Origin of the sequence: Caenispirillum salinarum (genome assembly GCF_044803115.1) — a bacterium.
GTDB lineage: Bacteria > Pseudomonadota > Alphaproteobacteria > Rhodospirillales > Rhodospirillaceae > Caenispirillum > Caenispirillum salinarum_A.
This window is the reverse complement of the sequence record NZ_CP085224.1, coordinates 967,501-982,032: the sequence shown is the minus strand read 5'-3', so window position 1 is coordinate 982,032 and position 14,532 is coordinate 967,501. Positions and strand designations below refer to the sequence as shown.

The window sequence follows — 14,532 nt, the reverse complement described above, 5'->3', positions numbered from 1 at the left end:
GCGGTAGCTATGCGGCACCGTTCCGGCACCAAATCGATTTTGCCCTGTGGTCCGGAGGGCTTACACTGATTGCATTAGAGCATGCAACGGGTCAGCGTCTCATGTCCGTGTTGTCCAGGATCGCAGTTGCGCCGTTTCGACGCACGTACAGCGGCGTCAGAGGCACCGAAGGTCGGCCAAAACCGGTGTTCGGCAGGGATTCGGGCCGCGGCCGGTTCGGGACTCGCGCCGGGCTGACCCCGGAACGGGTGTCGCGCCTCGGCGCAGGCATCGTCGCCGTCCTGGTTCTTCTTGTGGGTCTCGGCTTCCTGGTGATTGACCACCAGCGCGAGGTGGATCGGGCACTGTTTCAGGCGGCTGAGATCGTGGAGGCCCGTGCGCGTGAGGCCGGGAGCAAAATCGGGTCGATCAATACGCTGTTGACGATTGCCGGCAACAGGATCGGGCCTGTCGCGCACGCCGGCTCGCTGGACTGGGTGACCCAGGATGTCGTGACGCCGCTCGGAATTAACCACCTGATCCTGTCTGATGGCAAGGGGGACGTCATCGACACCGTCGGCATTCCGGTCTCGCATGCACGGCGTCTTCCGGCCCCAAAGCGTCTTGTGGATCGGGACGCCGGCGCCGCACCCTCGTCCACGGCCGCTTCACCCCACATGTCCCCGTCCACCACATCGCGCTTCATCCTGTCCGGTCCGGAACAGGGGCCATTGGACTGGATGGTGCAGGCGACCGGCCGCAAGAGCATTTCGCATAACGAAGCCACGCTGCAGGCTGCCTTCAAGCTGGACATCCTGTCGTCCGCGACCGCGCCGAGCAAGATGGCTTACCTGAAGATCGCGATCTATTCGGCCGACGGCAGGCTTCTTGCCGCCGATGATGCGGATGCTGCCTTTCTCGATGCCGTTGGCCGGTCGGTATCGCCTCCCATCCTGCCGCGCAAGGCAAGGCAGGTCATCATCGACGGGAGCGACTGGTACGTCGTGGATCTTCTTGATTACGGGAATGACCTTCTGGTCCGGGGCATGGTCGATCTCGCGGCCATGCGGCATGACGTTCTGCAAAGTCGGGTCCCCTTCCTCGTTCTGCTTCTCGCGTTGTCCCTCGGCATCGCGCTATCGGGGCGCCTGATGGCATCCAGGGCGCACAGCATCGTGTTCCAGGCCGTTCTCGAGACCAGCCCCACGGGTCTCGTCAGCGTGACGCCGGACGGCTCCATCCGGTACGCCAATCGAGCAGCACGGCGCTTCGCGCCGGATGCCAGACCCGGGGGACATCTTTCCGTTCTTTTTGATGCCCGTGAGGCCGAGCGTATCGAGGAGATCGTCGCCGGCACCCGGCCCCTTCCCGTGACCCTTGCGGCAACGGCGGCCGATGGACAAAGGCAGGACATCGAGGTCAACGAATCCCGGGAGATCATCGGCACGGCAAGGGCGGGCGTATCGGGAACGGGCCGGCGGACATTGGCCCTGACGGACGTTACCGACCGTGAAGCGGCCCTCCGGCAGGCGCGCCAGGCGACCTCCGAGAAGAACCGCTATCTCGCCGCCACGAGCCATGACCTGCGGCAGCCGGTCCAGGCGATCACGCTGCAAATCCGCCGCCTTGCAAAATCGCCGGTCCTCGAAGAGCGTGAGCGGGAGATGGTTTTTGACATCGCCGTCGCCACGAAAAGCCTGACGCGCTACATCAATGAACTCAGTGAATTCAGCCGTCTGACGGCAGGCTTGATGCCCGCCGACCTCAAGCCCGTTAACATCCACGTTCTCTGCACGGATGTTCTCGCGCAAGCACGGGCCTCGACAGGCAAACCCATCGAGATCGCGCTCGAACCGCAGCAAGCCGATCAGGCACCTGAAGTGATAGCCGACGCGTTGCTCCTGCGCAGGCTCATCCAGAACCTGGTGGACAACGCCGTCAAGTTCACGGAACACGGTCACGTCACGCTCAAGATCAGGGCTGATGTCCCTGGCCGCGTCAGCCTGACGGTCGAGGATACCGGCATCGGCATTCCGGTCGCCGACCAGGCGCGCATCTTTCGTCCTTATGAGCAGATCAACAATCCGACCCGGGACTTCACCAACGGATTCGGGCTCGGCCTCAGCATTGTTGCGGAGATCGTCGAACGGCTGGACGGCACGGTGCACCTGACATCCGAGCCCGGTGTGGGCACCACGGTCACTGTCACGCTGGCCGCGGCGCCCGCGCCGTCGCAGCAATCGTGCGACGGCGAGCCCGCCCTAGCGGCCGGTCAAGGCTCCAGGGGCTAGGGCTCAAATGTCCGATGACCGGCCTGCCGAAGAAAAAGCGGCGGTACTTTCCCGTGGACTCCAAGCACCGGGCTGTGGAGCAGGCGGCGGCCGGAGAAGAGCCGACCGTCAGCCTCATCCCATGACTGTCAATCGGCGTCGAAACCTTCCACGCCGTTTTCCATCCCAAGGTTTTCAATCCTTTCTTCACTCGGGCGCGCGGGCGCGGCAAGACCGGCCTTGGCCTGCACATCGCATTCAACCTCACGCAGACCAGCCTCGGCGGTGCGCGACAGCGACCTGGAGTTGGTGGCCCGCGAAATCGACCGGCTGATCGGGAACCTGGGCGTGCCCGACCTGGTGCGCCGGCCCTGAGGCGTCACTCGCGTGCCTGTGCCCGTCACCTGCTCGCGAACGACGCCGCCGGTGACAGACTGAAAATCTAGGACGAGGGCCCGGCGCGGTGCCGGGCCCCTTTCCTCTAGCGATAGTCCTGCACGTCCGGGCGCGGGTCTGGGTAGAAGCCGTCGCGGTTGGGCATCTCCACGCGGGGCAGCGTGTCGGCGTCCATGGTCGCGTCGGCGGGGATGATTTCGCCGCGGTTGAGGATGTAGGCGCTGACGGCGTAGACCTCTTCATCCGTCAGGCTGCCGGGGTCGGTGAAGGGCATGGCGCGGCGGACGTAGTCGAACAGCGTCGTCGCGTAGGGCCAGTAGCTCTCCACCGTCTTCTTCGGCGCGTCGGTGCCGAGCGTCCCCCGGCCGCCGATCAGCGCCACGCCGCCGGTACCCGCAACACCCTGAAGGTCCTCGCCATGGCAGGCGGCGCAGGCGGTGTTGAAGACCTCCCGCCCCTGCTCCACCGAGCCAGAGCCGTCCGGCAGGTGCTCCCCGTCGGGCGGAATGGCGATGGCCCACTGGGCGATCAGGTCGTCGGGCGCCGGCTGGCCGAAGCCGAAGGAGACCTCCGTCGGGCCGGCGGGCGTGCCCGCGTCGGGAGCGACGGCCTCGGGGGCCTTTTCCGCCTGTTCCTGCATGGCGTGGGAGGGTGCCGCCAGCACCAGCGCGAGCGCCGCCGAGGCCAGAAGCAGCCGGGTGTTTCCGCGGTCATGCATGGACATTGGTCACGCTCCCGTCGCTGTCCACCTTCCAGCTCTGGATGCCGTTCAGGTGGTAGACGCTGTTGAGGCCGCGCTCCTTCACAAGCTCGGCGATGGTGGGCTGGACGTAGCCCGTTTCATCGATGCAGCGGCTTTGCAGGATGGCCGGCTGCCCGTCCCACCGCCAGGGGAAGCGGAACCGCGTGTGGCAGATGGGCAGGGCCGGCCCGTCCAGCATCGCCGGCGCCCAGGTGCGGCCGCCGTCCGCGGAAACCTCCACGGCCTGGATGCGCCCCCGGCCGGACCACGCGATGCCCGTGACCTCGTAGAAGCCGGGCTTGGGCAGCTTCATCTCGCCGGAAGGGAAGGTGATGACGGATTTCGCCTCCATCACCATGCTGAACTGGCGCGAGCGGCCGTCGGGCATGGTGTCGGTATACTTGGACGTTTCCTCGCGCGTCATGAACGGCTTGTCACTGATCTCCAGCCGCCGCAGCCACTTGATGTGCGTGTTGCCCTCCCACCCCGGCAGCAGCAGGCGCAGCGGGTAGCCCTGCTCCGGCCGCAGCATCTCACCGTTCTGGCCGTAGGCGAGCAGCGCGTCGTCCCACGCCTTGTCGATGGGGATGGAGCGGGTCATCATGGCGCCGTCCGCGCCCTCGGCCAGAATCCAGGCCGCGCCGTCCTGCACGCCCGCCTCGGCCAGGAGGGTCGACAGCGGCACGCCCGTCCATTCCGACGTGCTGGTCAGCCCGTGGGTGCCCTGCACGGTCTTGAGCGTGGGCTCCTTCCACTCCGTCAGCCCGTTGCCCGAGCATTCGATGAAGTGCATCCGCGACACCGCCGGATAGCGCCGCAGCGACGCCATGTCGAACACCAGCGGCCGGTCCACCATCCCGTGAACCAGAAGCCTGTGATGCGAGGGGTCTATGACGGCGACGCCCGCGTGGTGCCGCTCGAAGTGCAGGCCGGACGGCGTGACGATGCCCATGCCCTCCCCCAGTGGGGTCATGGACCACGACGTGGTGTCCGTGGCGGTGGGGTAGCGCCAGCGCACTTCCGTCTCGAACTGGGAGCGCGAACCATAGCCGCCATTGCGGTTGACCGGCGGGCCGAGCGACTTCCACGGCGTGTCCGGCACGGGGAAGTCCTTGGCACCGGGCGGAATGCCTTCCACCGGCGCGCCCTCCCCGGCCCGCGCGGCCGAAGCGGCCAGCCCGGCGGCGGCGGCGGTGAAGCCCGCCAGCACGCCCCGGCGCGAAGTGACGCCGGCGAACATGCCGTCCTTGCAGTCGCAATCTTCCCTGGCCGCCTTCAGCCGCCGCAGATGGGCATCCTCGGCGGCGCGGCGGGCTTCGATCTCCGCCACGATGGCGGGGTCGAGGCCGTCTGTTTGTCTTGTTGTCATTGGGGATCCTCCCGAGACGCATACTCCAGACACTTCAACGCCTGTCGTATTGTTGCGGGTGCGGAAGGATATCGTCTAAATGTTTGAGGATGAGCAGTCTGAGGTCTCTCCCGCCCTCCGACCGCCCGTCGCGGTTGACGTCACTGCTTCCTGGCCGCTTGGGGGCATATTCCGTGCAATGCTCTGGCGCACGAGCGGGCGGGGGCGATGGCAAAGCGGCTGGGGCTGGGTCGGCGGACCTTCCTGACGTCGGCCTGCGGCGCCGCCACGCTTCTCGCCTTCAACAAGGCCCACGCCGCCGCCGGCAGACGCGGCGGCCGGTTCGCGCTGCCCGACGAGGCCGCGCTGGAACCAGCGGCGGCCGAGCAGGTGCTGACGGGCGATGAATTCATTGTCGACATGCAGACGCACTGCGTCGCCCCCTCCACTGGGCCCAGGGCGAGGACGGCCCGCGCTGGGCACGGGTGCTGACGCAGGTCTTCGGCCAGGGCGACGAGTGCGCGCGGCTCCTTCGACTGCTACTCCGCCCGCCAGCTGGTCAAGGACGTCTTTCTCGACAGCGACACGGACGTCGGGGTCGAAGACCGTGTAGGGGACGAGGGCCCATATCTGGCTCTCATTGATCAATTCCAGGTGTCCGGCCGGCTACGCGATGTCGTGGATCGAGCCCCTGCCTCGTAAGCGTCGGACTTTCGCCACGTGTCGGTCCCATCCCACGCTCTTGCGCCGGCCGCCGCCCATGCCCATATCACCATCCACACGGATGGCAAGAGGATGGAACCGAGATGGTGAGGAGCAAGGGAGCATCTCCCGCAAAGGCGGCGGAGAGCGAGAAAATTACGATCAACCTGGGCTTCGTGGACCTCGGGCACGTCGACCTGTTGGTGCAGGAAGGCTTCTATTCCAACCGTACCGACTTCATCCGCACCGCCATCCGCAACCAGATCGACCGGCACAACGACGTCGTCCGGCAGGCGGTCGCGCGCAAAAGCGTCGACCTCGGCCTGCGGCATTACGGCCGGCAGGACCTGGAAGCGGCACGCGACGCCGGGCAGATGCTGGAGATCCGGGTGCTCGGCCTCTGCAGCATCGCGCCGGACGTCACGCCCGAGCTTGCCCGCGCCACCATCGCATCCGTTTCCGTCCTTGGCGCCCTCCACGCGAGCCCCGACGTCAAGGCGGCGCTCGCCGACCGGACCACGTAACGGCTTTCGCGGCGATGCCCGCAGGAAGACGGTCCCTCCCTCAGGAAACAACTTGAAAGACTCCTCGATGACCGAAACCCTGACCAAGGGCATGGCCGAAGCAACGCGCCTGACCCGCGCCGGCAAGCTGTCCGACGCGACCGCGCTCATCCAGCGCCTGCTCAACGGCGAGACGGCGTCGGCGTCCGCGCCGCCTCGCGGCCCGTCGGCGCCCGTCATTGACGCCGATTACATCACGGTGGACGCCCCGCGCCCCCGCACCGAACAGGCGCCTCCGAAAGCCGAACGGACCCGCCCCTCTCCGGGCGCCGGCCTGGGAGCGACGCTGCGGCGGCTGGCCGAGGAGGCGCGCCGGAACGGCGGCCCCAGCGGCCTTGGCAAGACGGCGCGCACGGTGACGGAACCGCTGCCGGACGGCGCCTCCTTCGAGACCTTCACCTACGCCAACGCCGCCGGATCACGGGACTACAAGCTCTACGTTCCCGCCAACCGCCCGGCGACGCCCCTGCCCCTGATCGTCATGCTGCACGGCTGCACCCAGTCGTCCGACGACTTCGCGGCCGGAACCCGGATGAACGCCCTGGCCGAGGAACACGGCTGCCTCGTCGCCTATCCGGAGCAGCCGGCGGCGGCCAACGCCAACCGCTGCTGGAACTGGTTCAATCCGAAGGATCAGCAGCGTGACGGCGGGGAACCGTCGATCCTCGCCGGCCTCACCCGCCAGATCCTGCGCGACCACCCCGCCGACCCGGCCCGGGTCTACGTCGCCGGCCTGTCGGCGGGCGGTGCGGCGGCGGCCGTGCTTGCCGCCGCCTACCCGGACGTTTTCGCCGCCGCCGGCGTCCATTCCGGATTGCCGGTCGGCAGCGCCCGCGACATCCCGTCGGCCTTCGCCGCCATGCGGCAGGGCGGCGGATCGAGCCCCCGGACGCCCCTTCGCATCCCGACCATCGTGTTCCACGGCGACGCGGATACGACCGTCAACCCGAGCAACGGCGACGCCGTGGCGGTGCAGGCCCGGTCATCGGCCGCCGGCACACGGGCGACGACCCATCGCGGGGAGACCGCCGGCGGCCACTCTCACAGCCGCGTCGTCCACACCGCTCCGTCGGGCGAGGCGGTGTGCGAGCACTGGACCATCCACGGCGCCGGCCATGCCTGGGCCGGCGGAAGTACGGCCGGGTCCTACACCGATCCCCGCGGCCCGGACGCGAGCCGCGAGATGCTCCGCTTCTTCTTCGAGCATGGCCGGGCGCCCCGCGCCGCCGGCCGCCGCGACACCGCTTAAGGCGGGGTGCGGTATCTGCACAATGGAGCCGCTACGGAGGGTGGGCTGCCTCCTCCAATGGAGGCAGCAACGCGATCCCAATGAAGACGCTGGATAATCGAGGGCTGTGATAGAAGTCTCCCGAGGCCGCACGGTTGGCAATCGCGCCCGCCGAACCATGTGGTTACCGCGCCCTGATGGAAGGCGCGCGGGCCCTGGGCGACGTCGAGGTGGCCGGCATCTGCGAGGGATCTATGTACAAGGAGCGTGAGATGGCCGAGTGGATCGACGCCCAGCCCCCCGACAGTGCGCGCCGCCACGTCCGATGACGGAGCCGCGGAAACAAACGCCCGCTCCGCCCGTGACCCTGCTCCTGGCCGGCGGCAACGCCCTGGGCGCATTCGAGGCGGGCGCCTGCACGGCGCTGCTCCGCGGCGGAGTGCGGCCGGACTGGGTGGCCGGGGTGTCCATCGGTGCCGTCAACGGCGCGCTCGTAGCCGGCAACGACCATCCCGCCGGGCTCGACGCGCTACGGACATTCTGGACTGAGGCGGCACAGCTCGGCACCTCGCGCCTCGCCGGGCAGTTCCAGGCGATGCTGCTCGGCCGCCCCGGCATCTTTGCCCCCGTGGCGTCCGGGCTGCTGCCCGGCCGTGCCGAGGACGTCGGCCTTCACGACCTGGCTCCCCTGCGTCACAGCCTCGAGCGCCTGGTCGACTTCGACCGACTGAACTCCGGCGCCGTCCGTTTCACGGCGGTGGCCGTCGATCTGGAGACGGGTCAGGACGTCGTGTTCGACACCCGTGACCAGACCGTCGGGCCGGAGCACATCGTGGCAAGTTGCGCGCTTGTCCCGGAGTTCCGCCCGGTGCGGATCGACGGCCACCTCCTCGGAGACGGAGGCCTCAGCGCCAACCTGCCGCTTGACGTGGTGCGCGGCGACCGCAGCCGCGGCGGCCTGTGCATCGCCGTCGACCCCTTTCGTCCGCGTGCGCGGCCGTTCACCGGCGTTGCCGAGGCGCTGGCGCGGCGCCACGAAATCATCTTCGCCAGCCAGACCCGCCGCCAGTTGGCGCACCTGACTGAAGCGGAGGAGCTTCGCCGGACCTTGCGTCACGTCCTGGACCGGTTGCCGCCGGGGACCGACGACGATCCGGCCCTTCGCGCCGCACGGGCCGAAGCGGCGCGGCCGGCGCTCGACGTGGTCACCGTCGATTGGCCGGCGAGCGACGAAATCGGCAACCGCCTGTTCGATTATTCGCCGTCGGCATTGGCGGAGCGGTGGACGGGCGGGGAACAGGCCGCGGAACGGCTGCTCGACGATCTCTCGGCGAAATGCTGAAGGCTCGGCTGCCGGAGGCCCGTGCCCCGGCGAGTGGTGTAGGAACGGCGCTCAGCCGCGCTTGGCAGGTGCGCGCGATCACATCTGTGGCGCGCTCATCGTCCGTGCCGGCGGCAGCGCCGAGGCACGTGACGGCACTGCTCGGCCAAGTCCGCGACAGCCGGGCGCTGCTGCGTGACCTGCTCCCCGAAAACTCCTCCAGTTTGAGGTAGAGTCTCCCGCAGCAGGGGAGACTACCGAATGAAGCGCAGCCGTTTCACCGAGGAGCAGATCATCGGCATCCTGAAGGAGCAGGAGGCCGGGTCGAAGACCGCCGACGTCTGTCGGCGCCATGGGGTCAGCGAAGCGACGTTCTACAAGTGGAAGGCCAAGTTGGGTGGCCTGGAGGTGTCGGACGCCAAGCGGCTGAAGGCCCTTGAGGACGAGAACACGCGGCTGAAGAAGCTGCTTGCCGAGGCGATGCTGGACAATGCGATCCTGAAAGACCTGACGGCAAAAAAGTGGTGACGCCCGCTGCTCGGCGAACAGCCGTTGCTCATGCCGTCGAAGCCTTCGGCGTGAGCGAGCGGCGGGCGTGCCTGGTTCTTGGGGTGGATCGGAGTTCGATCCGCTATCACAGCCGCCGACCTGATGACGCGGAGGTGCGGCTCCGGCTGCGCGACTTGGCAGCCGAGCGGCGGCGCTTCGGCTACCGCAGGCTCGGCGTGATGTTGGAGCGGGGTAAGCGGGGCTTGTTGCCCACACTGATCAGCCGTTGACGGCGGCCTCCCAATTCCAGGGGAGGAGCTCGTCCAGCCGGCATGCGGGGAAGTCCGTGACGATCGTCTCGATGACGCTCTTCAGATAGGCGAAGGGCTCGACGTCGTTCAGCTTCGCCGTCTCGATGAGGGACGCGACGATGGCCCAGTGGTCGCCGCCGCCGTCGGAACCGGCGAATAGCGAATTTTTCCTGACCAGAGTCACTGGCCTGATGCAACGTTCGACGGCATTGGTGTCCATCTCGACACGGCCGTCGTCGAGGAAGACGCAGAGGCCGTCCCAGTGGTTGACGGCGTAGCGCAGGATCTCGGCGAGCGGCGCCTTGCCGGACACGCGGGCGAGCTGGGCGTCGATCCAGGTCCGCATGCTCTCCACCAGGGGGCGGGTCCGAGCGGCCCGTTTGGCTTGGCGCTCCTCCGCCGCCTGACCGCGGATCTCGCTCTCGATGCGGTACAGTTCGGCGATCCGGCGCAGGGCTTCCTCGGCCACCGGCGAGCCCTGCTTCACATGAAGCTCGTAGAACTTGCGCCGCAGGTGGCTCCAACAGAAGGCGAGCGTGATCGGCAGCGGCAAGGCGGCGCCGGCCTTCGCCGTGACGAGGCTCTTGTAGGCACCATAGCCGTCCACCTGGAGGATGCCGGCGAAACCGCCGAGGTGATCGCGCGCGTGGTCCGCGCCCCGGCCGACGGCATAGACATAGGCGACCGCCGGCGGATCGCCGCCGCCCCAGGGCCGGTCGTCCCGGGCGTAGGCCCAGAGCTGCGCCGTCTTGGTCCTGCCGCGCCCCGGGTCGAGCACCGGCAGGCGCGTCTCGTCGGCGTAGAGCTTGGCCGACGACAGCAGGTGCAGCCGCAGCCGGTCGTACAGCGGCTTCAGCCACCAGCATGCGTGGCCGACCCAGCCGGCCAGCACCGAGCGGTCGATCTCGATGCCCTGGCGGGCCAGGATACGGGCCTGGCGATAGAGCGGCAGGCCGTCGGCGTACTTGCCGATCAGCACCTGGGCGACCAGGGCCTCCGTCGGCAGGCCGCAGGCCACGACATGCTCGGGCGCCGGCGCCTGCACCACGCCGGTCTCGCAAGCCCGGCAGCCGTAGCGCGGACGCCGGGTGACGAGGATGCGGTACTGCACCGGCACGACGTCGAGCCGCCGGCTGACGTCCTCGCCGATCACGTGCCGCTCGCCGTTGCAGCAGGGGCAGACCTTGTCCTCGGGCGCGACGTCGATGACGCGCTCGATCTCGGGCAGGGTCTTGGGCAGCGATGCCCGCTCGTCACCCGTCCGCCGGCGGCGCCGCTCCACCGGCGCGGCCGCATCCATCTCGGCATGGACGGCGGCGATGCTCTGCTCCAGGTCCTCGAAGGAGAGCGCCAACTGGTCGGGGTCGAGCTTCTCGGAGCGCCGGCCGAACATCAGCCGCTTCAACTGCGCCAGAAGGTGTTCGAGTCGGTCGGCGCGGTCCTTTTCGACGTCGCGTTCAGCCGTCGCCGCGTCCCGCTCCTCGGCCAAAGCCAGAACCAGCCGACGCAGGTCGGCGGCATCGGTCGGCAGGGTGTCGAGGTCGAGCGGCATGGCCGGATTTTACCCGCTCCGGAGGCGCCGGGCCAGCCGGAAACCGGCTCAACAGGCGGCTTCCGGCGTTTCCACGGGCCGCCGCCGCACGCGCGACCAGTCGAGCCCTTCGAGCAGCATCGCCATCTGTGCCGGCGACACCGTGACGACGCCGTTACGCACCGGCGGCCACGTGAAGCGGCCGGTCTCCAGCCGCTTGTAGAACAGGCACAGGCCGCTGCCGTCCCACGCCAGGATCTTGACCCTGTCCAGCCGCTTCGAGCGGAAAACGAAGAGGTCGCCGCAGAAGGGATCGCGCCGCAGGGCTTCCTGCACGACCGCCGCCAGACCGTCGTGTCCTTTGCGGAAATCCACCGGCTGCGTGCAGAGCACCACCTTCACGCCCGTCGGCGGCGCGATCACCGCGGCCTCCGCAGGGCGCCGATGACGGCGACCGCCAGGGCGGGATCGACGTCGCCCGACAGCACGGCATGCCCGCCATCGACCACGACGTCGATGCGACCCGGCCGCCGTGCATCGGGCTGCGGCGGACGCGCCTCCAGTTTCGGAGCTTCGACCACCATCTCGGCGAACGGATCGCCGGCTGCGACCGCGGTTCCCTTGGCGATGCCGGCATCCCGTCGCCACACCGTCAGCAGGCCGCGGTTCACCCCGTACCGCCTCGCCACGTCCGAGATGCAGGCGCCCGGTTTCGCGCTCGCTGCCACGATCTCCGCTTTCTCATCCGCCGTCCACCGTCGGCGCTGCCGGCGGCCAGTGATGACCTCCACCCGCTGATAAGGCCTGGCTTCATCTCTGTCTCCAAGCCAGGCATCAAGTCTGTCGTCATCCATCGTGGCCGCACCTCGCTCGCCTCGGAAAGCGATCACGATGCGGCAGAGCTCGCTTCGTCAACAGGTGGGGGAGGAGCCCCGCTTACAAAAAACCCGCCGTCGTGAAGACGGCGGGTTTTTTCATGTCGGTGGTTGCGGGGGCAGGATTTGAACCTGCGACCTTCAGGTTATGAGCCTGACGAGCTACCGGACTGCTCCACCCCGCGGCAGGATGTGTCGGTGTTGGTGTTGGTGTGTCGGCCGTTCGCCGGCGGGTTCTGGGACGGGATCATCGGAAGAGGTCGGTGCGGGCCTGTGCGGCGGGCGGGTGTTACGGGGTGTGCTTGGAAGACCTGGCGGCGTTCTACTCTCCCACGCCTTAGGACGCAGTACCATCGACGCTGTGGGGTTTCTCGGCCGAGTTCGGGATGGGATCGGGAGTGGCACCCACGCCATGACCACCAGGTCGTCCAAACACACACCGCACGCGCAAGCGCACGGCAGAAGCCTGTGAAGCGGCCGCTCATGCCTGAGCGGTCAGGATGCTGGGAACACATGTGTGTTTCGGAGAGCACCGCGCCGCGCTTGCCGCTGCGGGCGGGACTTGAAGCCTATCGAGCGATTAGTACCGGTTAGCTGCACGCATTGCTGCGCGTCCACACCCGGCCTATCGACGTGATGGTCTTTCACGGCTCTCAGGGATGTCTCGTTTTGAGGTGGGTTTCCCGCTTAGATGCTTTCAGCGGTTATCCCGTCCGTACATAGCTACCCAGCGGTGCCGCTGGCGCGACAACTGGTACACCAGAGGTACGTCCATCCCGGTCCTCTCGTACTAGGGACAGATCCTCTCAAACATCCTACACCCACGGCAGATAGGGACCGAACTGTCTCACGACGTTCTAAACCCAGCTCACGTACCACTTTAAACGGCGAACAGCCGTACCCTTGGGACCTGCTCCAGCCCCAGGATGTGATGAGCCGACATCGAGGTGCCAAACACCGCCGTCGATGTGGACTCTTGGGCGGTATCAGCCTGTTATCCCCGGAGTACCTTTTATCCGTTGAGCGATGGCCCTTCCACGCGGGACCACCGGATCACTAGAACCGACTTTCGTCTCTGCTCCATCCGTCGATGTCGCAGTCAGGCGGGCTTCTGCTCTTGCACTCGACGACCGATTTCCGACCGGCCTGAGCCCACCATCGCGCGCCTCCGTTACTCTTTGGGAGGCGACCGCCCCAGTCAAACTACCCACCACGCAGGGTCCCGCACCCGGATCACGGGCGGCGGTTAGACGTCAAGGTCCGAAAGGGTGGTATTTCAAGGACGGCTCCACCGAAGCTAGCGCTTCGGCTTCAAAGCCTCCCACCTATCCTACACATTCGAACCCTGACGCCACTGCGAAGCTATAGTAAAGGTTCACGGGGTCTTTCCGTCTAACCGCGGGAACTCCGCATCTTCACGGAGATTTCAATTTCGCTGAGTTGGTGTTGGAGACAGCGGGGAAGTCGTTACGCCATTCGTGCAGGTCGGAACTTACCCGACAAGGAATTTCGCTACCTTAGGACCGTTATAGTTACGGCCGCCGTTTACCGGGGCTTCGATTCAGAGCGTGAACCCCTCCTCTTAACCTTCCGGCACCGGGCAGGCGTCAGACCCTATACGTCGTCTTGCGACTTCGCAGAGCCCTGTGTTTTTAGTAAACAGTCGCCACCCCCTGGTCTGTGCCCCTCCCCGCCGGTTGCCCGACGGGAAGGCCCCCTTCTCCCGAAGTTACGGGGGCATTTTGCCTAGTTCCTTCAACACCATTCTCTCAAGCGCCTTGGTATACTCTACCAGTCCACCTGTGTCGGTTTCGGGTACGGTCTGTACGTGGGAGTTATTTCCAGGCCCCCCTTCGCTGCACGCCCAATCCGATAAGGGCATACAACTTTTGGGGCGCGTCACTTCCCACAGGCCCAGGACTATTAACCTGGTTCCCATCGACTACGCCTTTCGGCCTCGCCTTAGGGGCCGGCTCACCCTGCGCGGATTAGCCTTGCGCAGGAACCCTTGGACTTTCGGCGACAGGGTTTCTCACCCTGTTTATCGCTACTCATGTCAGCATTCTCACTTCCGATACCTCCAGCAAACCTCACGGTTCACCTTCACAGGCCTACGGAACGCTCCGCTACCACGTGTCAAAGACACGTCCACAGCTTCGGTGCATGGCTTGAGCCCCGGTACATCTTCGGCGCAAGACAGCTAGTTAGACCAGTGAGCTGTTACGCTTTCTTTAAAGGATGGCTGCTTCTAAGCCAACCTCCTGGTTGTTTTGGCCGTCTCACATCCTTTCCCACTTAGCCATGACTTGGGGACCTTAGCTGGTGGTCTGGGCTGTTTCCCTTTTGACCCCGGACCTTAGCACCCGGAGTCTGTCTGCCGCGCTGTACTCTGCGGTATTCGGAGTTTGGTTCGAGTTGGTAAGGCTCGCGCCCCCCGTCCCGATCCAGTGCTCTACCCCCGCAGGTAATCACGCGACGCGCTACCTAAATAGCTTTCGCGGAGAACCAGCTATTTCCGAGTTTGATTGGCCTTTCACCCCTAACCACAGGTCATCCCCGTCTTTTTCAACAGACGTGGGTTCGGTCCTCCAGTGGGTGTTACTCCACCTTCAACCTGCCCATGGCTAGATCACTCGGTTTCGGGTCTAGTCCTGCGAACTGAACGCCCTGTTCAGACTCGCTTTCGCTTCGCCTACACCTAACGGCTTAAGCTCGCTCGCAAAACTAAGTCGCTGACCCATTATACAAAAGGTACGCCGTCAGGGCTCATGGCCCCT

Annotated in this window: 11 protein-coding genes, 1 tRNA gene, 2 rRNA genes and 1 pseudogene (1 of these 15 only partly in view); 7 read left to right on the top strand and 8 right to left on the bottom strand. The window is 66.7% G+C overall.

Going from position 1 to position 14,532, the window contains the following annotated elements; translation table 11 throughout:
• Positions 1-101: 101 nt before the first annotated feature.
• A complete protein-coding gene (locus LG334_RS04600; RefSeq protein WP_404383733.1) occupies positions 102-2,270 on the top strand; it encodes a PAS domain-containing sensor histidine kinase in 2,169 nt (722 codons plus the stop codon).
• 460 nt (positions 2,271-2,730) lie between these two features.
• Here LG334_RS04600 and LG334_RS04595 read toward each other — a convergent pair whose 3' ends face one another.
• Complete coding sequence (locus LG334_RS04595; RefSeq protein ID WP_404383731.1) at positions 2,731-3,369, bottom strand: c-type cytochrome; 639 nt, start codon at positions 3,367-3,369, stop codon at positions 2,731-2,733.
• Positions 3,356-4,756: a sulfite dehydrogenase gene (gene soxC, locus LG334_RS04590; protein ID WP_404383729.1), complete on the bottom strand. Its 1,401-nt coding sequence runs from the start codon at positions 4,754-4,756 to the stop codon at positions 3,356-3,358. Before soxC ends, LG334_RS04595 begins: the two co-directional genes overlap by 14 nt.
• A gap of 207 nt (positions 4,757-4,963) precedes the next feature.
• Between soxC and LG334_RS04585 the strand changes: the two genes are divergently transcribed.
• From LG334_RS04585 to LG334_RS04560, 6 genes and pseudogenes are all read left to right on the top strand, one after another.
• Entirely contained in the window at positions 4,964-5,227 is a 264-nt protein-coding gene (locus LG334_RS04585; protein ID WP_404383727.1) for a hypothetical protein, read from the top strand.
• Between the two features lie 314 nt (positions 5,228-5,541).
• Positions 5,542-5,961: a CopG family transcriptional regulator gene (locus LG334_RS04580; RefSeq protein ID WP_404383725.1), complete on the top strand. Its 420-nt coding sequence runs from the start codon at positions 5,542-5,544 to the stop codon at positions 5,959-5,961.
• 67 nt (positions 5,962-6,028) lie between these two features.
• Complete coding sequence (locus LG334_RS04575) at positions 6,029-7,249, top strand: alpha/beta hydrolase family esterase (protein ID WP_404383723.1); 1,221 nt, start codon at positions 6,029-6,031, stop codon at positions 7,247-7,249.
• 176 nt (positions 7,250-7,425) lie between these two features.
• Positions 7,426-7,557, top strand: a complete 132-nt coding sequence (locus LG334_RS04570; RefSeq protein WP_404383721.1) for a hypothetical protein — start codon at positions 7,426-7,428, stop codon at positions 7,555-7,557.
• 32 nt (positions 7,558-7,589) lie between these two features.
• On the top strand, positions 7,590-8,570 hold the full coding sequence (locus LG334_RS04565) for a patatin-like phospholipase family protein (RefSeq protein WP_404383719.1): 981 nt from the start codon (positions 7,590-7,592) through the stop codon (positions 8,568-8,570).
• A gap of 240 nt (positions 8,571-8,810) precedes the next feature.
• Positions 8,811-9,289 (top strand): annotated as a pseudogene (locus LG334_RS04560) (transposase); the annotation flags it as partial.
• 28 nt (positions 9,290-9,317) lie between these two features.
• Here LG334_RS04560 and tnpC read toward each other — a convergent pair.
• The 6 genes from tnpC to LG334_RS04530 all read right to left on the bottom strand — a co-directional run.
• Positions 9,318-10,901 (bottom strand): IS66 family transposase, encoded by a 1,584-nt coding sequence (tnpC, locus tag LG334_RS04555; RefSeq protein WP_404379661.1) that lies wholly within the window; start codon positions 10,899-10,901, stop codon positions 9,318-9,320.
• 48 nt (positions 10,902-10,949) lie between these two features.
• Positions 10,950-11,303, bottom strand: a complete 354-nt coding sequence (gene tnpB / locus LG334_RS04550; protein WP_404379660.1) for an IS66 family insertion sequence element accessory protein TnpB — start codon at positions 11,301-11,303, stop codon at positions 10,950-10,952.
• The gene (gene tnpA / locus LG334_RS04545) at positions 11,300-11,734 is read right to left on the bottom strand and encodes an IS66-like element accessory protein TnpA (RefSeq protein WP_404379658.1); all 435 of its coding nucleotides are present in this window, start codon (positions 11,732-11,734) and stop codon (positions 11,300-11,302) included. Before tnpA ends, tnpB begins: the two co-directional genes overlap by 4 nt.
• Positions 11,735-11,863: 129 nt before the next feature.
• Positions 11,864-11,940: transfer RNA gene (locus tag LG334_RS04540), tRNA-Met, on the bottom strand.
• A gap of 124 nt (positions 11,941-12,064) precedes the next feature.
• Positions 12,065-12,179, bottom strand: a 5S ribosomal RNA gene (gene rrf / locus LG334_RS04535).
• Between the two features lie 135 nt (positions 12,180-12,314).
• Positions 12,315-14,532 (bottom strand): 23S ribosomal RNA (locus tag LG334_RS04530); it runs 520 nt beyond the window's last position.

Bases quoted from the DNA above. Each gene is read 5' to 3' on its own strand.
- tnpC (WP_404379661.1), bottom strand. From the start codon at position 10,901: ATGCCGCTCGACCTCGACACCCTGCCGACCGATGCCGCCGACCTGCGT.
- tnpA (WP_404379658.1), bottom strand. From the start codon at position 11,734: ATGGATGACGACAGACTTGATGCCTGGCTTGGAGACAGAGATGAAGCC.
- soxC (WP_404383729.1), bottom strand. From the start codon at position 4,756: ATGACAACAAGACAAACAGACGGCCTCGACCCCGCCATCGTGGCGGAG.
- LG334_RS04575 (WP_404383723.1), top strand. From the start codon at position 6,029: ATGACCGAAACCCTGACCAAGGGCATGGCCGAAGCAACGCGCCTGACC.
- LG334_RS04570 (WP_404383721.1), top strand. From the start codon at position 7,426: ATGGAAGGCGCGCGGGCCCTGGGCGACGTCGAGGTGGCCGGCATCTGC.
- LG334_RS04585 (WP_404383727.1), top strand. From the start codon at position 4,964: ATGGCAAAGCGGCTGGGGCTGGGTCGGCGGACCTTCCTGACGTCGGCC.
- LG334_RS04595 (WP_404383731.1), bottom strand. From the start codon at position 3,369: ATGTCCATGCATGACCGCGGAAACACCCGGCTGCTTCTGGCCTCGGCG.
- LG334_RS04600 (WP_404383733.1), top strand. From the start codon at position 102: ATGTCCGTGTTGTCCAGGATCGCAGTTGCGCCGTTTCGACGCACGTAC.
- LG334_RS04580 (WP_404383725.1), top strand. From the start codon at position 5,542: ATGGTGAGGAGCAAGGGAGCATCTCCCGCAAAGGCGGCGGAGAGCGAG.